We start from the raw sequence: 17,624 nt of genomic DNA, 5'->3' as shown, positions 1-17,624 counted from the left end.
GCTATTCCAGAAAGAAAGGCAGGTCCCGCCATGGCCATCCACGAGCTGTTTCCGTACCTCTGCGTCGACAACGCCGCCGCCGCCGTCGACTTCTATTGCCACGTGTTCGAGGTGAAGGAAATCTTTCGCCTGACCGAGCCCAGCGGCCGCATCGGGCACGTCGAACTGGACTTTCACAACGGCGCGATCCTGATGATCTCGGACGAGTTTGCCGAGTTCAACATCCGCTCGCCCAAGACGCTCGGCGGCAGCGCGGTCTCGCTGCACCTGCATGTGGACGATGCCGACGCGCTGGTCGCGCGCGCGGTCGCCGCCGGCGCCACGCTGGACATGGCACCGCAGGATCAGTTCTATGGGGAGCGCTCCGGCGTCTTCCGCGACCCCTTCGGTCATCGGTGGAACGTGGGGCACAGCATCGAGAAGGTGACGCCGGAGGAAATGCAGCGGCGCTACACCGCGATGTTCGACACCCCCGGCGGCGGCAGCTGCAGCTGAGCGCGCCGGCCGGTGGTGCCAGGACCGGTCGTCAGACCGACCACTTCTCGATCAGCTTCTCGGCGCCGAGCGAGTCGTAGCCCTCGAAGGGCTGGTGGATCCACGGGTTGGTGGCCAGGAACTCGACCGAGTAGTCGGGCGTGAAGGTCGACAGCGCCTTGGTCCAGATGACCGCGCTGCGCAGCTCGGTGATCGGCTGGTAGTTGTTGCGCAGCATGTCCATCACGGCGTGCAGCGTGTGGCCCGAATCGGCCAGGTCGTCCACCAGCAGCACCTTGCCGGCGATCTCGCCCTTGGGGGTGGTGATGTAGCGGGCGATATCGAGATGCCCCTGGATCGTGCCGGCGTCGGCGCGGTAGGAGCTGGTCGACATGATCGCCAGCGGCTTGTCGAAGATGCGCGAGAGCACATCGCCCGGGCGCATGCCGCCACGCGCCAGACACAGGATGGTGTCGAACTCCCAGCCCGACTGGTGCACCTTGATCGCGAGCTTCTCGATCAGGTTGTGGTACTCGTCGTAGCTGACGTAGAGATGTTTGCCGTCTTCGGTCAACATGGTCTGGTTCGTTCCTGTTCAGTCTGCGAGGTAGGGGTGGCGCATCATGATCGTGTGGTCGCGATCAGGGCTCGTGGACACCATGTGGATCGGCACGCCGGTGACCTGCTCGATGCGCTGCAGGTACAGCCGCGCATTGACCGGCAGCTTGTCGTACTGCGTGACGCCCACGGTGCTTTCGGTCCAGCCTTCGAGCGTTTCGTAGATCGGCGTGCAGCGCTCGATCTCGTCCGCGCCCATCGGCAGGATGTCGGTGGTTTCGCCGTCGAGTTCGTAGCCGGTGCACAGCTCGAGCTTTTCGAGGCCGTCGAGCACGTCCAGCTTGGTGATGCACAGGCCCGACAGGCCGTTGACCTGCGCCGAGCGCTTGAGCAGCGCAGCGTCGAACCAGCCGCAACGGCGGCTGCGGCCGGTGGTCACGCCCTTTTCGGCGCCCACGGTGCTCATGTGGTAGCCGGGGGTGCCCGGCGTGGCCCAGTCGAGCTCGGTGGGGAACGGACCGCCGCCCACGCGGGTGCAGTAGGCCTTGGTGATGCCCAGCACGTAGTGCAGCATGCCCGGGCCCACGCCCGAACCGGCGGCGGCATTGCCGGCCACGCAGTTGCTCGAGGTGACGTACGGGTAGGTGCCGTGGTCGACGTCGAGCAGCGTGCCTTGCGCGCCCTCGAACAGCAGGTTGGCGCCGGCCTTGTGGGCGTCGTTCAACTCGCGCGACACGTCGGCCATCATGGGCTTGAGCAGCGCGGCGTGGCGCATGGCCTCGTCGAACACGGTGTCGTAGTCGATGGCGGGCGCGCCCAGCACCTGAGTCAGCACGTGGTTGTGCAGCTCGAGCAGCACGCGCAGCTTGGCCGCGAAGCGCTCGGGGTGCTTCAAATCTTGCACGCGCAGCGCGCGGCGGGCGATCTTGTCTTCGTAGGCCGGGCCGATGCCGCGGCCGGTGGTGCCGATCTTCTCGATGCCGCCCTTTTCACGGTAGGCCTCGCGCGCGATGTCCAGCGCGGCGTGGAACGGCAGGATCAGCGGGCAGGCCTCGCTGATGCGCAGGCGCGAACGCACTTCGACGCCGGCTTTCTCCAGGCCTTCGATTTCCTCGAAGAGCTTGGCGGCCGACAGCACCACGCCGTTGCCGATGTAGCACTTGACGCCGGGGCGCATGATGCCGCTCGGGATCAGGTGCAGCGCGGTCTTCACGCCGTTGATGACCAGCGTGTGGCCCGCGTTGTGGCCGCCCTGGAAGCGGACCACGCCCTGGGCGCTTTCCGTCAGCCAGTCAACCAGCTTGCCCTTGCCTTCGTCGCCCCACTGGGTACCGACGACGACCACGTTTCTTCCGGTGGTTACGCTCATGCTCGTTCCATTACTTCAAAAATTCAGATCGCTCGGACATTCCATTGGCCGGCCTGCTCGACGAGCTCGCGGTCGCAATGGAATTCATCGATTTCGCTGCCGTGGCCGGGCAGCACGCAGACTACCGTTTCGCCGGCCTTGCGCAATTGGGCAATCGCCTGACGCAGGCCGGCCGCATCGCTCCAGGGCGCACGGATGGCGGCGCGCAACGGACGGGCCGGCAGCACGCCGACGAGCTCGCGCACATCGAGGCTGAAGCCGACGGCCGGACGATTGCGGCCGAACACGGCGCCCACCTCGTCGTAGCGGCCGCCGCGCACCAGCGAGTCGGCCGCGCCCGGCACGTAGATGCCGAAACGCATGCCGCTGTAGTAGGCGTAGCCGCGCAGGTCGGCCAGGTCGAAGCTGATCTGGCGCCCTGCCGTGCCGTTCAGGCCGGCGGCGAGTTGCTTCAGGTCGGCCAGCGCCGCGGCCACGGTAGGCGTGCCCTTCAGGGCCTTGGCGGCCTCGTCGAGCACGGCCACATCGCCGTACAGGCCCACGAGGGCGCGCAGGCCGTCGCGTGACGCAGCGGGGAAATCCTTGGTGAGCGCCTGCAGTTCGCTCGCGTCCTTGGCGGCCAGCGCGGCGTGCACGCGGGCGATCGCGGCGGCATCGACCGGCACGCCGGCGAACAGCGCACGCACGATGCGGGCGTCGGCCAGGTCGACGATCACGCCGTCGCGCAGGCCGGCGGCGTCGAGGCAGTCGAGCGCCAGCAGCAGGGTTTCGGTGTCGGCTTCGAGGCCGGCGTGGCCGTAGATCTCGGCGCCGAACTGCAGCGGCTCACGGGTGGCGTGCGGGCGGTCGGGCCGGGTATGGACCACCGGGCCGCAGTAGCACAAACGCGCCACGCCGTCGCGGTTCAGCAGGTGGGCATCGATGCGCGCCACCTGGGGGGTGGTGTCGGCACGCAGGCCCATGCTGCGACCGGAGAGCTGGTCGACGAGCTTGAAGGTTTGGAGGTCGAGCGCCTCGCCGGTGCCCGAAAGCAGCGACTCCAGGTGCTCGAGCAGCGGCGGCATCACCAGCTCGTAGCCATAGCCACGGGCGGTATCGAGCAGCTGGCGTCGAAGTTCTTCGATGTGGCGCGCCTCGGAGGGCAGCACATCGGCAATGTGATCCGGGAGGACCCAGGCGGACATGGGGATCGGGGGCGTGGTTAAACCGGGATTCTACCGGGCCCGAGCTACCCCAGAACCCAGAGCAGTACCAAACCCAGCAGGATGCTGCAAAGACCGAAGAAACGCAGCTGGCCATCGCGCAGCTGCAGCAGTTGGCTGAAGCCGCGCCGCCACCCGCCCGGCGAGACGAAAGGCAGGATGCCTTCGATCACCAGGACCAGCGCCAACGCGCTCCAGAAGGTGTCGGCGCTCACGGCTCCAGGCAGGACAGCGGAAACGGACGGCCTGTTGTTACTTGCGCGCCGAGCCGGAGCTCTGCATGGCGCGGAAGAAGTCCGAGGACGGGTCGAGCACCATCACGTCGCTCTTCTTGTTGAAGCTCTGCTTGTAGGCCTCGAGGCTGCGATAGAACTGGGCGAACTGCGGATCGCGGCCGAAGGCCTCGCTGTAGGTCGCGGCAGCCTGGGCATCGCCCTCGCCCTTGATCTTCTGGGCGTCGCGGTAGGCGTTGGCCACGATCACTTCGCGCTGGCGGTCGGCGTCGGCGCGGATCTTCTCGCCTTCGGCCGTGCCGGTGGAGCGCAGCTCGTTGGCCACGCGCTTGCGCTCGGCTTCCATGCGGCGGTAGACCGATTCGGTGATGGCTTCCACGTAGTCGACGCGGGTGATGCGCACGTCGACCACGTCGACGCCCCAGGGCTTGGCACCCTTCACCACGGCCAGCACTTCGCGCTGCACGTCGGCCATCAGGGCCTCGCGGCGCACCGAGATCAGGTCGCGCACGGTACGCTTGTTGATGTTTTCCTGGAAGGCGTTGCGCACCACGCGGTTCAGCTGCATGGCGCCCGCGTTCTCGTCGAGGCCGACGTTGCGGATGTAGGCCTGCGGGTCGGAGATGCGCCAGCGCACGTACCAGTCGATCACCACGCGCTGCTTTTCAGCGGTGAGCATGGGCTCGGTGTCGAGGCTCGAGAGCGTCAGCAGGCGCTTGTCGATGTACGACACGTTCTGGAACGGCGGCGGCAGCTTGAAGTTGAGGCCGGGCTCGGTGATGACCTGCTTGATCTGGCCGAGGGCATAGACCACGCCGAACTGGCGCTGGTCGACCACGAAGAGGGTCGAGCTCAGCAGCACGAGCAGGACGAGGACCGAGGTGGCGATGAAACCGATTCTGTTCATGTTGTTCCGGGCCTTTCTCAGCGCACGTCGCGGTCACGCGAGCGGCCGTCACGGGCGCGCACGTCGGTGGTGGCGGGCGCCACCGGGATCACCGACGACTGGGTCGGTGCGGTGCCGGCCACGCTGGGGCTGGCGGCATCCACGGGCGTGGCTGTGTTGCCACCGCCTTGCTGCATCAGCTTGTCGAGCGGCAGGTACAGCAGGTTGGAGCCCTGCTTGCTGTCGACCAGCACCTTGGTCGTGCTGGCGTAGATCTGCTGCATGGCGTCGGTGTACATGCGGTCGCGCGTCACCTGCGGCGCCTTCTGGTATTCGGTCAGCACCGAGCTGAAGCGACCGGCGTCACCCTGTGCCTGCGCCACGATGCGGGCCTTGTAGGCCTCGGACTCTTCCTTCAGGCGCGACGAGGTACCGGTGGCCAGCGGCACGACGTTGTTGGCGTAGGCCTCGGCGTCGTTCTTGGCGCGCTCGCGTTCCTGGCCGGCCTTGAGCACGTCGTCGAAGGCAGCCTGTACCTGCTCGGGCGGACGCACACCGCCCTGCTGCAGGTTGATGCCGACGACTTCGACACCGACCTTGTAGCGGTCGAGGATGGTCTGCATCAGTGCGCGCACGCGGGGTGCGATCTGGTCGCGCTCTTCGGCGAGCGCCGCGTCCATCTTCATCTTGCCGACCACTTCGCGCACGGAGCTTTCGGCCACCTGCACGATGGTTTCAGCGGGCGACTTGCTCTCGTAGAGCCAGGCGCGCGCATCGCTCAGGCGGTACTGCACGGCGAACTTGATTTCGACGATGTTCTCGTCTTCGGTCAACATGGCCGATTCGCGCAGGCCTGTGGAGCGCACGATGGCGTCGCGGCCCACGTCGGTGGAACGGATCTGCGTGGTCACCACCACTTCGTGGCGTTGAATGGGGTACGGCAGGCGCCAGTTGAAGCCTGCGTTCACCGTCGACTTGTAGCGACCAAATTGCGTGACCACGGCCTGCTGGCCTTCGTTCACGATGAAGAAGCCGGTGCCGAGCCAGATCAGGACCGCCACGGCGGCCACGAGGCCGATGCCGAAGCCGGCGTTTTTCATGTCGGGCTTGTAGCCGTTGCCGCCACCGCCGCCGGTGCCGTTGGGGCGATTGCCGCCACCCTTGCCGCCGCCGAAGAAACCGCCGAGCTTGCGATTGAGGTCGCGCCAGAGTTCGTCGAGGTCGGGCGGGCCCTGGTTCGGGCCCTGGTTCGGGCCCTGGCCGCGCGGGCGATTGCCGTTGCCGTTGTTGTTCTGGTTGCCGCTCGAAGGCGGCGGGATCGGGGCGCCGGGGGGATCGGCATCGGGCGGCCGGTTGCCGGCCGGGCGGTCGCCGTTGGAGGACGGCTCGTCGCCGCGACCCCATCGGCCATCGTTCAGGTTGAACATGCCCAGAAACCCTCTCCGCGCTGGCTTTGCATTCATTCGCTTCGTTCTCGTGTCAGTGGCGGGATTGTGCCCAATCAAGGGGCCGCATCGTGCAATTCAGCGTCCGCCTCAGGGGTCATCGTATCGGCGACGGAACCCGACTGCCGGGCCAGCTCGGCCCGCAGCAACGGCAGGCCTTCACCAGTCTTGGCGCTGAGGAAGATGCGGGGAACCTGCACGCCGTCGATTTCCATCTCGTCCTGCAGATGCAGCGGATGTTGCGCGCTTTCAAGGGCGTCGAGCTTGTTGAACACCAGCAGTTGCGGCACGTCGCCTGCACCGATGTCCTGCAGCACCGACTGGACCTCGGCCATCTGCTCCGGATAGTGCGGGTTGGAGGCGTCGATCACATGCAGCAGCAGGTCGGCATCGACCGCTTCCTGCAAGGTGGCCTTGAACGCATCGACCAAGCCGTGCGGCAGGTCGCGGATGAAGCCCACCGTGTCGGAGATCGACACCTGCCGGCGCGCATCGCCCAGATAGAGGTTGCGCGTGGTGGTGTCGAGCGTGGCGAACAGCTGGTCGGCCGCATAGGCGCGGGCTTTGACCATCGCATTGAAGATCGACGATTTGCCCGCGTTGGTGTAGCCGACGAGCGAGATGTTGAAGGTCTCGCGGCGCTCGCGCTGGCGGCGCTGCGTGCTGCGCTGCTTCTGCACCTTGGCCAGGCGTTCGCGCGTGCGCTTGATCGACTCGTTGATCATGCGGCGGTCGAGTTCGATCTGCTTTTCGCCGGGGCCGCCGCGCACACCTGCGCCGCCGGTCTGGCGCTCCAGGTGGGACCAGCGACGGACCAACCGCGTGCTCAGGTACTGCAGACGAGCCAGCTCGACCTGCAGCTTGCCTTCGTGCGAACGGGCGCGCTGGGCGAAGATCTCGAGGATGAGGAAGGTGCGGTCGTAGACCGCGACATCGAGCTGGCGTTCGAGGTTGCGCTGCTGCGCAGGGCTCAAGGACTGGTCGAAGATGACCTCGCTCGCCCGGTGCATGGCGGCGAGCTCCTTGATCTCTTCGGCCTTGCCGCTGCCGACGAACAGCGCCGCATCGGGCGCCCTGCGCTTGCAGGCCAGGCGGGCAACGGGCGTCAGGCCCGCGGTTTGTGCGAGCAGGCCGAGTTCTTCGAGCTCGCTGTCGAAATGGGGCAGCCCGAAATCGACACCGACGAGAACGGCGGCGCCTTCCTGGCGGGGGATCGAATCAGACAAGCGGAATCAGATATGGAAAAAGCGCGGCGGGGTTGCCGCCGCGCTCCGCGCGATCAGGCGGCGGCGTCGTCGTTCTCGTTGGCCGAGAAGTTGACGGCACGACCCGGCACGATGGTGGAAATGGCGTGCTTGTAGACCATTTGCGTCACTGTATTGCGAAGCAACACGACGTATTGATCGAAAGACTCGATCTGGCCTTGCAGCTTGATGCCGTTCACCAAATAAATGGAAACCGGCACATGCTCGCGACGCAAGGTGTTCAGAAACGGGTCTTGCAGAAGTTGCCCTTTATTGCTCACGATATTCTCCGTGTTCAAGAGTAGTTGTTGGAGAGATGACCTTAACACAGGGTTTCTGCGCCGCAGCAATCGGGGTCAAAAGCCTTGAGAAAATAACGGTTCTCAAAAGACGGAACTTCCGCTCCTGCTGCGGCTCAACGGCTGCCATCGGCAGCCAAGCGCCCTCAGTTGTCCTTGTCCACGAACGGATTCTGCGAGCTTTTGAACTGGATCCGCAAGGGCGTGCCCACGAGGTCGAATTCCTTGCGGAAACGCCCTTCCAGGAAACGCTTGTAGGCGTCGGTCACATGCTCCAGCGAATTGCCGTGAATGATGATCACGGGCGGATTCATGCCGCCCTGGTGCGCATAGCGCAGCTTGGGCCGGAACATGCCGCCGCGCTGGGGCGCCTGGAATTGCACCGCCTCCAGCAGCAGGCGCGTCAGCACCGGCGTCGACATCTTGCGCGTGGCCGACTTGTGGGCCTGTGCAATGGCCTGCCACACCGGGCCCAGGCCCTGGCGCTTGATGGCCGAGATGAAATGCAATGACGCGAACTTCAGGAACGGCAGGCGGGTTTCGATCTGCCGCTGGATCTGCTCGCGCTGGTAGCTGTCGACCGCGTCCCATTTGTTGATGGCGATCACCACGGCACGTCCGCTTTCGAGGATGTAGCCGGCGATGTGCGCGTCCTGGTCGGTCACGCCCTGCGTGGCGTCGAGCAGCAGCAGCACGACGTTGGCCGACTCGATGGCCTGCAGCGTCTTGACCACCGAGAACTTCTCGATCGCCTCGAAGACCCTGCCCTTGCGGCGCAGGCCGGCGGTGTCGATCAGCTCGAAGCGCTGGCCGTTGCGCTCGAACGGCACCGAGATGGCGTCGCGCGTCGTGCCGGGCATGTCGAAGGCCACCAGGCGCTCTTCGCCGAGCCAGGTGTTGATCAGCGTCGACTTGCCGACGTTGGGCCGGCCGGCCACGGCCAGCTTGATCGGCTTGTTGACGTCGTCTTCGTCTTCCTCGTCGTCCGGGTCGGCCAGATTCAGCGGCCCAAGCGCCAGCTCGACCAGGTCGCGCATGCCCTGCCCGTGCGCTGCGGACACGCCGTGCACGTCGCCGAAACCCAGCTCGTAGAAGTCGACCAGCTTGGTGCCGTCGTGCATGCCCTCAGCCTTGTTGGCCGCCAGCACGCAGGGCTTGCCCAGCCGGCGCAGCTCGTTGGCGATGTCGTGGTCTTGCGCCGAGAGGCCTTCGCGGGCATCGACCACGAAGATCACGACATCGGCCTCGGCCACGGCCTGGCGCGTCTGCTTGGCCATTTCCTTGTAGATGCCGCTGCCGGCATCGGGCTCGAAGCCGCCGGTGTCGATCACGATGAATTCGTGCTTGCCCAGGCGGCCGTTGCCGTAGTGGCGGTCGCGCGTGAGGCCGGCGAAGTCGGCGACGATGGCGTCGCGCGTCTGGGTCAGGCGGTTGAAGAGCGTCGACTTGCCGACGTTGGGACGGCCGACCAGGGCCACGACCGGCTTCATGGCCGGCCTTTCGATGGCGCGGTTTTCATGGTCGGGCCTTGGAAGTAAGAGAAAGACAAAAAATGATTATTCAGGACGGTAGCCGAAGACACCGCCCTTGGCGGTCACGACGACCACCGTGTTGCCGGCCAGGACCGGCGTCACGGTGATGGCCGAGCCGTCAGGCGTGACGCGGTTCAGCAGCGCACCGTCTTCGCGCGACACGAAGTGCAGCGTGCCGGTGCTCTCGCCGATGATCAGCAAGCGGCCCACGGCCAGCGGTGCGGTCAGTTCGCGGTTCTTCAGGCGGCTCATCTGCCAGGCGCGTTCGCCGTCGGCGCGACGCCAGGCGGTGACGCTGCCATCCGATTCGGTGCCATAGAGAAAGCGCTCGTCGCCGCTCACGCCGTCGGCGCCCGAGGCCGGCTTGCTCCAGAGCAGCTGGCCGCGCAGCGTGTCGACGCAGCCGACGCTGGCGTAGTAGGCACGTGCGCAGACCGTGTCGCCGTAGCGGCTCACGCTGCCGGTCAGGTCGACCAGGCGTTCCACGTCGTTGGTGCCGCGCGGGGCGGCGATGGGGGCTTCCCAGCGCGAGCTGCCGTTGCCGGGGTTCATGCCGACGAGTCGGCCGCCCAGACCGGCGACCAGCGTGTCGCCGACCGCGATCAGCACGCCCGACTTGCGCAGCACGAGGTTTTCGCCCGGGCGCTGCTGCTGCCACAGGCGACGGCCGCTCTGGCCGTCCCAGGCGCTGACGCTGCGGTCGGCGGTCTGCACGAAGACGCGGCGGCCGGCCACCAGCGGTGCGGTGAAGGCCTGGGCCGACAGGCGCTGCTTCCACAGCACCTTGCCGTTCTCGATGGCGACCACCTCGTTGTTGGTGGTGACCACGGCCGTCAGCGAGCCGTCGCTGCCGACGCCGGCCGCCAGCGGCGCGCCGGCGCTGGCGCGCCAGGTTTCGCGACCGGCGCGGGCATCGATGGCGACGACCGTGCCGTCGCTGCCGGCCACGGTCACGATGTCACCGCTGACATCGGCGGTGAGCGGGAATTCGACGCCCGGAATCCGCACGTTCCAGGCCTGGCGCACACCCATCAGGGACGGGTTGGCCGGCAGCTCGGCGGGCTTGGGCTTGCCGGAGCCCGAGCAGGCGGCCAAGAGCGCTACCAGAACAAGAGCAGAACCCGCGCGCAGGGCGGTCGATTCAGGCATGAAACGCTTGAAATTCATGAGGGTGTGCGATCAGGAGTTCTTGGGGACGGCGGGCGTCACGGTGACGGTCGGCGCCAGGGTCTTCGGGTCGACACCGACCGCGTTGAGCTTGATCTCGACCAGCCGGCGGTAGTCCGAGCCGGCGCCCAGGCCGGTCCAGGCCTTGCGGTACTCGGCCTGCGCCTCGTCGCGCTTGCCTTGCGCCATGTAGATGTCGCCCTTGCGGTCGGCCACCAGCGGTTCGAATTCGGTCGGCACCTTGCCGTCGAGTTGCTTGAGCGCGTCGTCGTAAGACTTGGCGTCGAGCAGCTCGGCCGCGAGCCGCAGCTTGGCGATGGCCTGGTAACCTGGGTCGACGGCGTTCTGCGCAACCCAGCCCAGCGCGGCGCGCGAGCCATCGGCATTGCCCTTGTCGAACAGCGTCTTGGCGACCAGCAGGCCGGCCTGCTGCGCGTAGGCGGTGCCAGCGAAGCGGTCCTTCATGTCGGTCATCACGCGCTGAATACGCTCGACGTCGCCCGACTGCGTGCTGCGCTCGACCTCGTCATAGAGGGCCGCGGCCTGGGCAGCCTTGGTGCGCTGGTAGTACTGCCAGCCATTCCAGGCCACGAAGGCGCCGGCGACGAGCAGCACGGTCCAGGTGATCAGGGTGCCGTAGGTGTTCCAGAAATGCTTGAGCTGGTCGAGCTGTTCCTGTTCTTCGAGGTCGAGATGGGTGGCCATGCGCTGTCAGAGGTTGGGAGCCGGCGATTGTAGGGTGGCGGCCCAGGTGGTCACTTCAGCAAGTGAACGGGCGGACTGCGCAACGCTGGCGTCGCGCAAGGCCTTGAGAGTCACTTCACCGCGTGCAAGTTCATCGGCGCCGAAGATCAGGGCGTAGGCGGCGCCGCTGGCGTCCGCCTTGCGCATCTGCGCCTTGAAGCTCGCAAGGCCTTCGGCGGTGCTGGCGTGCATCTGCACGCGCACGCCGGTTTCGCGCAACTGCTGCAAGGCGCGCAGCACGACAGGCATCGAAGCGGCATCAGGCACGATGGCATAGACATCGGGCACCGGTGCCGGCACTTCGGCGCCCTGCTCTTTCAGCAGGTCGAGCACGCGCTCAACGCCGATGGCCCAGCCCACGGCGGGCGCCGGCTTGCCGCCGATCTGCGCGATGAGGTCGTCGTAGCGGCCGCCGGCGCACACCGTGCCCTGCGCGCCGAGGCGGTCGGTCACGAACTCGAACACCGTGAGGTTGTAGTAGTCGAGCCCGCGCACGAGGCGCGGGTTGATCGTGAAGGCGATGTCGTTGGCCTTGAGGATGGCTTGCAGCCCCTCGAAGTGCGCCAGCGATTCGGCACCGAGAAAGTCGATCAGCTTCGGCGCCGACTCGACCACCTCTTTCATCGCCGGATTCTTCGTGTCGAGGATGCGCAGCGGGTTGCTGTGCAGGCGGCGCTTGCCGTCCTCGTCGAGCTTGTCGGCGTGCTGTTCGAAGTGGGCGATGAGCTGGGCGCGGTGCAGCGCGCGCTCGGCCGGCTGGCCCAGGCTGTTGAGTTCCAGGCGCACATCGGTCAGGCCGATGGCCTTCCACAGCGCGGTGGCCAGCAGGATCAGTTCGGCGTCGACATCGGGGCCGGCGAAGCCAAGCGCCTCGGCGCCGATCTGGTGGAACTGGCGGAAGCGCCCGCGCTGCGGCTTTTCGCGGCGGAACATCGGGCCCGTGTACCAGAGGCGCTTGGGCCCTTCGTAGAGCATGTTGTGCTCGATCACGGCACGCACGAGGCCGGCCGTGTTCTCCGGGCGCATCGCCAGGTGCTCCGACTGCCCATGCTTGTCCGAACGGTCTTCGAAGGCGTACATCTCCTTCTCGACGATGTCCGTCACCTCGCCGATGCCGCGCACGAACAGCGCCGTGTGCTCCAGGATCGGGGTGCGAACGTTGCGGTACGCATAGCGCCCCATCAGGTCGCGCACGGTGGCTTCGAGCCACTCCCAGCGCGCCGATTCGGGCGGCAATATGTCGTTCATGCCTTTGACGGCATTCAGTTTTTCAGCCATGAGTCTGCGGAGGTGTCAGGCCAGGACAGCGTGTTCGCTGCCGAAGCGCTTTTCGATGTAGGTTTCGACGAGCTGGTGGAACTCGTTGGCGATATTGTCGCCGCGCAGCGTGAGGGCCTTTTCGCCGTCGATGAAGACCGGCGCGGCCGGTGCTTCGCCCGTGCCGGGCAGGCTGATGCCGATGTCGGCGTGCTTGCTCTCGCCGGGGCCGTTGACGATGCAGCCCATGACAGCCACCTTCAGCGTCTCGACACCGGGGTACTTCTTGCGCCAGACCGGCATCTGCAGGCGCAGGTAGTCGTCGATCTGCTTGGCCAGTTCCTGGAAGGTGGTGCTCGTGGTGCGGCCGCAGCCCGGGCAGGCCGTGACGCTCGGCACGAACACGCGCAGGCCCAGGGCCTGGAGGATTTCGTTGGCGATCAGCACTTCCTGCGTGCGCGACTCGCCCGGCTGCGGCGTGAGCGACACGCGGATCGTGTCGCCGATGCCCTCCTGCAGAAGGATCGACAGCGCCGTGGCCGAGGCCACCGTGCCCTTGGTGCCCATGCCGGCTTCGGTCAGGCCCAGGTGCAGCGGGTTGTCGCAGCGCTTTGCGAGTTCGCGGTAGACCGAAATCAGGTCCTGCACGCCGCTCACCTTGCACGACAGGATGACCTGGTTACCGGCCATGCCCATCGACTCGGCGAGCTTCGCGGATTCGATGGCCGAGGTGATCAGCGCCTCGTACATCACCTGCTTGGCATCCCAGGGCTCGGCGCGCTGGCTGTTGGTGTCCATCAGGCTGGCGAGCAGTTCCTGGTCGAGGCTGCCCCAGTTCACGCCGATGCGCACCGGCTTGTTCCAGCGCATGGCCGCGTCGATCATCTGGCCGAACTGCTTGTCCTTCTTGTCGCCCTTGCCCACGTTGCCGGGGTTGATGCGGTACTTGCTCAGCGCCTCGGCACAGGCCGGATAGTCGGTGAGCAGGCGGTGGCCGTTGTAGTGGAAGTCGCCGATCAGCGGCACGTCGATGCCCATGCGGTCGAGCTGCTCGCGGATGTAGGGCACTTGGGCGGCGGCTTCGGGCGTGTTGACGGTGATGCGGACCATCTCGGAGCCCGCAATGGCGAGCTCCTTGACCTGGATCGCGGTGCCGATGGCATCGACCGTGTCGGTGTTGGTCATCGACTGCACGCGCGTGGGCGCGTCGCCCCCCACCGTGACGATGCGCGGGCCCCAGACCACGCTGGCCTGGCGCGAGCAGCGCGCCTTGGGCGCCGCCGATTCGATGGGTTGGGGAGTGCAGTCGGTTGTCACGATTTCACCTCGAAACGCGCCACGCCGCCGCCGCGGGTGACAGGCTTCAGATCGTAGGGCTTTCCGTTCACCTGCACATCGACGGCCGATGCACGCCCCACCACCACGGACAGCGGCAGCGTGCCGGACAGCCCGACGGTCTCGCCGACCTGCAGGCTGCGGCGCAGCAACTGTTTGCCGCCAGCTTCGGTGACGGTGATCCAGCATTCCTCGCGCGCCACGAAGACGAGCTGCTGGCTGCTGGCGGTGCTGGTGTTGGCGACGGCCGCGAGGGGCGCGGAGGCCGGGGCGGCTGGCGCGGCAGCCGCCACGCCGGCGGCCGGGGCGGCGCCCACCGGGCCGGTCGGCGCCACGGCCTGCGTCGGCACGGGCTCCGAGACATCGGCCGGATCGGCGGGCGGCGGCATGGTCTCGCCCTCATTCTTTGCGGTCAGCCGCGCGACGGAGGCGCCGATCTGGTCGAACGCCGATTGCGGCATCCAGAACAGCACGCCGGCGCCGATCAAGAGCAGCACCACGACCGTCAGCAGCGCGCGCGACGGCAGGCCGCCGGAGCGTCCACCGTTCCAGCGCGGCGTGTCGGACACGACGCGGGCATTCAGCGTGCGGTTGGTTTCGGCCAGCGGTGCGCGTTGTGCGCCCGGCAGCTTGGCAAGCACTGGCGCCGGATCGATGCGCAGTGCGCGGCACACGCTGCTGGCCAGGGCCCGGGCGAACACCGGGTCGGGCAGCGAGGCGATGTCGTCGGCCTCGAGTGCGATCAGCTTTTGCGGCGGCACCTTGAGCGCCGCGGCCACCATCTCGATGTGCAGGCCATGCGCTTCGCGCGCCTCGCGCAGCATGTCACCGGCCGTCTTGTGCGCGACGTCGCCTTCTGCCAGCGGCAGCGCCGCGGACGTCCCGAACTCCGAAACCCGTTCAGTCATTGAAATTCCCGCGCTCGTACGCCATTGCCTCCCGCGATTGAGGGAAACGTCGTTGCAGTTGACCGCCCAGCTGCGCGACAGCCTCGCGGTTGTTGAGCTTCCGTTCGATCTTGATGCCGAGCCAGAGCGTCTCGGCATTGGCCGAGGGGCTGTTGTTGACACGGCGGACGTAGAACTGCGCGCGCGACCATTCTTCGCGCTGCGCCAGCACCGAGGCCAGGTTGAAGCCGACCACCGGATTGCCGGCATCGAGCTCGTAGGCCTGCAGGAGGCTGCGCTCCGCCTGCGGCCGCTGGCCGGCCTTGAGCTCGCACACCCCCTGGGTCATGAGCGTCTTGGCGCGGTCGGCATAGCTGGGCACAGCCAGTGCCGCGGCGAACTGCTGCGCGGCGTCGCCGTAGCGGTTCTGCTGGCACAGCAGCCAGCCGTAGTTGTGGCGCGTGTTGGCGTCGCGCGGATTGATCGCGACCGCGCGGCGGAAGCTGTCTTCGGCCTGGCCGGCGTCGTCCAGCCGCATGTAGACCAGGCCGCGCAGGTTGTAGGCGTCGGCGTAGTTCGGATCGATGGCCAGCACCTGCTTGAGCTCTTCGAGGGCGACCGAGGGCTGGCCGTGCTCGAAGTAGCCGGCCGCCAGCTCCATCCGCAGGCGGGCACGGCGACGGTTGTTTTCGTCGACGTCGGTCACGGCAGTGGTACCGCTGTCGGCCCCGCTGCCGACAAGCCCGGTGGTGGTGGTTCGCGTGTTGACGCAGCCCGCGAGAAGAAGCGCCACGGCGACGCTCGCGATTCCTGCGCTCAGCACTCGCTGCACGCTCGCGGTCGTCGTCGGAAAGGCCATGCTCATTGCGTCAATGCTCCTGGGGAACGGTGGTCTTGGGGGTCTTGGCGCGGGTCGGGTGCAGAACGACGGGACGCTCGGCCACCGCCGCACGGCGCTGGGCCATGCGCTCGGCCGCACGGGTGCGGTCTTTCACGTCACCGGCGAGCTGTCCGCAGGCGGCATCGATGTCGTCACCGCGCGTCTTGCGCACGGTGGTCACGAGGCCCGCTTCGCTCAGCGTGCGGGCAAAGGCCAGCACACGCGGTTGCGGCGAGCGCAGCAGGCCCGACGCCGGGAACGGGTTGAACGGAATCAGGTTGAACTTGCACGAGACATCGTGCTTGCGCACGAGCTCGATCAGCTGGCGCGCATGCTCGGGCTGGTCGTTCACGCCGTCGAGCATGCAGTATTCAAAGGTGATGAAGTCGCGCGGCGCATGCACGAGGTAGCGCTTGCAGGCCTCGAGCAGTTCGGCGATCGGGTACTTGCGATTGAGCGGCACGAGGTCGTCGCGCAGCGCATCGTTGGGCGCATGCAGCGAGACGGCCATGGCGACGGCGCAATCGGTGCCCAGGCGGTCGATCATCGGCACCACGCCGGAGGTCGACACGGTGACACGGCGACGCGACAGCCCGTAGGCGTTGTCGTCGAGCATGGTGCGCAAGGCGGGCACCAGCGCCGAGTAGTTCTGCAGCGGCTCGCCCATGCCCATCATCACCACGTTGGAGATGACGCGCTCGTCGCGCTTGAGGTGCTTGCGCAGGAAGTGCTCGGCGAACCAGAGCTGGGCGACGATTTCGCCCGTGGTGAGGTTGCGGCTGAAGCCCTGATGCCCGGTCGAGCAAAAGCGGCAGCCGACAGCGCAACCGGCCTGCGACGACACGCACAGCGTGCCGCGATCGTCTTCGGGAATGAACACGGCCTCGACCGCATCGCCGCCGCCGACGTCGAACAGCCACTTGATCGTGCCGTCCTTGGATTCATGCTGCGTGAGGACCGACAGGGCCTCCACGCGCGCGGTGGTTGCGAGTTTCTCGCGCAGCGACTTCGCCAGATCGGTCATCTGGGTGAAGTCGCTGGCGCCACGCTGGTGGATCCAGCGGAACAGCTGCGTGGCGCGGAATTTTTTCTCGCCGAGTTTTTCGCAGAACGCAGCCAGCCCGTCGAGATCGAATTCGAGCAGATTGGCTGTGGTCATGAATTCAGGCGAGCAACGGCTTCAACGTGCGTAGACGTTGAGGCCGGCGAAGAAGAACGACACTTCGTTGGCAGCCGTTTCGGGCGCGTCCGAGCCGTGAACGGCGTTGGCGTCGATGCTGTCGGCGAAGTCGGCGCGGATGGTGCCGGCGGCTGCCTTCTTGGGGTCCGTGGCGCCCATCAGGTCACGGTTCTTGGCGATGGCGTTCTCGCCTTCGAGCACTTGCACGAACACGGGGCCCGAGATCATGAACTCGACGAGGTCCTTGAAGAAGGGACGCTCCTTGTGCACCGAGTAGAACTGCTCGGCTTCGTTGCGCGACAGGTGAACCAGCTTGGCGGCGACGATCTTGAGGCCGGCAGCCTCGAAGCGGGAAACGATCTTGCCGATGACGTTCTTGGCGACGGCGTCGGGCTTGATGATGGAAAGGGTACGTTCGATAGCCATTGAAATGCTTCCTGAGCTTTGATTTTGAAGTGTTTTGTCACAACTGCAACGAGTTTGTTTCGTGGCACGTCGACAAAGCCTCTGATTTTAACCGGCGCGACCTGCGGGATTGGTGAAAACCCCGCGAAAGGCCGCGCTCCGACGGCTGGCTTTCAGCGTCCGCGACGGCGTCCGCCGCCACCACCGCCAAAGCCACCACCGCCGCCTTGCGAGCCGCCACCACCGCCGCGACGTCCCGGGCCGCCGCGCTGCTCCTTGCGCTGGCGCGAGAAGCTGTCGGCGCCGATGTAGCCGAGCGAGGTCTTCATCGGATCGGGCTGGTTCGCACCGCCGCCACCGCCAGCACCCGCCGACCGGTTGCCACCGCCGCCCTGCCCTTGCCCCTGGCCGCCCTGACGGCTGCCTGGACCGGCGTTGCCGCGGCGTCCCTGCTGTGGCGGACCGCCGTTGCCGCCGCCCCGGTTGGGACCACCGCGCCCGCCGCGCACGCCGCGCGGCGGCCGACC

Annotated in this window: 18 protein-coding genes and 1 pseudogene; 1 reads left to right on the top strand and 18 read right to left on the bottom strand. The window is 67.0% G+C overall.

The window, feature by feature from the left end; genetic code table 11:
- The first annotated feature begins 30 nt into the window (after positions 1 to 30).
- Positions 31 to 495 carry a VOC family protein gene (locus AC07XP_RS12295; protein ID WP_495264814.1) on the top strand — a complete coding sequence of 155 codons (465 nt, stop codon included), beginning with the start codon at positions 31 to 33 and terminating at the stop codon, positions 493 to 495.
- A 31-nt stretch (positions 496 to 526) separates the two neighbouring features.
- Here AC07XP_RS12295 and AC07XP_RS12290 read toward each other — a convergent pair whose 3' ends face one another.
- The 18 genes and pseudogenes from AC07XP_RS12290 to AC07XP_RS12205 all read right to left on the bottom strand — a co-directional run.
- Entirely contained in the window at positions 527 to 1,051 is a 525-nt protein-coding gene (locus AC07XP_RS12290; RefSeq protein ID WP_062480750.1) for a phosphoribosyltransferase, read from the bottom strand.
- A gap of 18 nt (positions 1,052 to 1,069) precedes the next feature.
- Entirely contained in the window at positions 1,070 to 2,401 is a 1,332-nt protein-coding gene (locus AC07XP_RS12285) for an adenylosuccinate synthase (RefSeq protein WP_062480752.1), read from the bottom strand.
- A gap of 23 nt (positions 2,402 to 2,424) precedes the next feature.
- Positions 2,425 to 3,585: an ATP phosphoribosyltransferase regulatory subunit gene (locus AC07XP_RS12280; RefSeq protein WP_159271540.1), complete on the bottom strand. Its 1,161-nt coding sequence runs from the start codon at positions 3,583 to 3,585 to the stop codon at positions 2,425 to 2,427.
- Positions 3,586 to 3,629: 44 nt separating this feature from the next.
- Positions 3,630 to 3,818 (bottom strand): DUF2065 domain-containing protein, encoded by a 189-nt coding sequence (locus AC07XP_RS12275; RefSeq protein ID WP_062480756.1) that lies wholly within the window; start codon positions 3,816 to 3,818, stop codon positions 3,630 to 3,632.
- Positions 3,819 to 3,855: 37 nt separating this feature from the next.
- Complete coding sequence (hflC, locus tag AC07XP_RS12270) at positions 3,856 to 4,743, bottom strand: protease modulator HflC (RefSeq protein ID WP_062480758.1); 888 nt, start codon at positions 4,741 to 4,743, stop codon at positions 3,856 to 3,858.
- A gap of 17 nt (positions 4,744 to 4,760) precedes the next feature.
- Positions 4,761 to 6,149, bottom strand: coding sequence for an FtsH protease activity modulator HflK (gene hflK, locus AC07XP_RS12265; protein WP_495264813.1), 1,389 nt, complete (start codon positions 6,147 to 6,149; stop codon positions 4,761 to 4,763).
- Between the two features lie 74 nt (positions 6,150 to 6,223).
- On the bottom strand, positions 6,224 to 7,393 hold the full coding sequence (gene hflX / locus AC07XP_RS12260) for a GTPase HflX (protein ID WP_495264812.1): 1,170 nt from the start codon (positions 7,391 to 7,393) through the stop codon (positions 6,224 to 6,226).
- 53 nt (positions 7,394 to 7,446) lie between these two features.
- Positions 7,447 to 7,692 (bottom strand): RNA chaperone Hfq, encoded by a 246-nt coding sequence (gene hfq, locus AC07XP_RS12255; protein WP_056582504.1) that lies wholly within the window; start codon positions 7,690 to 7,692, stop codon positions 7,447 to 7,449.
- A 164-nt stretch (positions 7,693 to 7,856) separates the two neighbouring features.
- The gene (gene der, locus AC07XP_RS12250) at positions 7,857 to 9,200 is read right to left on the bottom strand and encodes a ribosome biogenesis GTPase Der (protein WP_495264811.1); all 1,344 of its coding nucleotides are present in this window, start codon (positions 9,198 to 9,200) and stop codon (positions 7,857 to 7,859) included.
- 66 nt (positions 9,201 to 9,266) lie between these two features.
- A complete protein-coding gene (gene bamB, locus AC07XP_RS12245) occupies positions 9,267 to 10,409 on the bottom strand; it encodes an outer membrane protein assembly factor BamB (RefSeq protein WP_495264810.1) in 1,143 nt (380 codons plus the stop codon).
- A 12-nt stretch (positions 10,410 to 10,421) separates the two neighbouring features.
- A complete protein-coding gene (locus AC07XP_RS12240; RefSeq protein ID WP_159271539.1) occupies positions 10,422 to 11,114 on the bottom strand; it encodes a YfgM family protein in 693 nt (230 codons plus the stop codon).
- A 6-nt stretch (positions 11,115 to 11,120) separates the two neighbouring features.
- On the bottom strand, positions 11,121 to 12,431 hold the full coding sequence (gene hisS, locus AC07XP_RS12235; RefSeq protein WP_095745649.1) for a histidine--tRNA ligase: 1,311 nt from the start codon (positions 12,429 to 12,431) through the stop codon (positions 11,121 to 11,123).
- 15 nt (positions 12,432 to 12,446) lie between these two features.
- Positions 12,447 to 13,727 carry a flavodoxin-dependent (E)-4-hydroxy-3-methylbut-2-enyl-diphosphate synthase gene (gene ispG, locus AC07XP_RS12230; protein ID WP_495264809.1) on the bottom strand — a complete coding sequence of 427 codons (1,281 nt, stop codon included), beginning with the start codon at positions 13,725 to 13,727 and terminating at the stop codon, positions 12,447 to 12,449.
- Entirely contained in the window at positions 13,724 to 14,653 is a 930-nt protein-coding gene (locus tag AC07XP_RS12225; RefSeq protein ID WP_390343413.1) for a helix-turn-helix domain-containing protein, read from the bottom strand. The genes ispG and AC07XP_RS12225 overlap by 4 nt, the downstream gene beginning before the upstream one ends.
- On the bottom strand, positions 14,646 to 15,497 hold the full coding sequence (gene pilW, locus AC07XP_RS12220; RefSeq protein ID WP_095745652.1) for a type IV pilus biogenesis/stability protein PilW: 852 nt from the start codon (positions 15,495 to 15,497) through the stop codon (positions 14,646 to 14,648). Before pilW ends, AC07XP_RS12225 begins: the two co-directional genes overlap by 8 nt.
- Before the next feature lie 4 nt (positions 15,498 to 15,501).
- Complete coding sequence (gene rlmN, locus AC07XP_RS12215; RefSeq protein ID WP_139706583.1) at positions 15,502 to 16,671, bottom strand: dual-specificity RNA methyltransferase RlmN; 1,170 nt, start codon at positions 16,669 to 16,671, stop codon at positions 15,502 to 15,504.
- A gap of 21 nt (positions 16,672 to 16,692) precedes the next feature.
- Entirely contained in the window at positions 16,693 to 17,118 is a 426-nt protein-coding gene (gene ndk, locus AC07XP_RS12210) for a nucleoside-diphosphate kinase (RefSeq protein WP_013542117.1), read from the bottom strand.
- A 152-nt stretch (positions 17,119 to 17,270) separates the two neighbouring features.
- Positions 17,271 to 17,624: pseudogene (locus AC07XP_RS12205) on the bottom strand (pseudouridine synthase); the annotation flags it as partial.

The sequence above is a fragment of the Variovorax sp. GW531-E2 genome (genome assembly GCF_059423125.1).
Note: the sequence above shows the minus strand (reverse complement) of the source record. Positions and strands in the feature narration are given on the sequence as shown.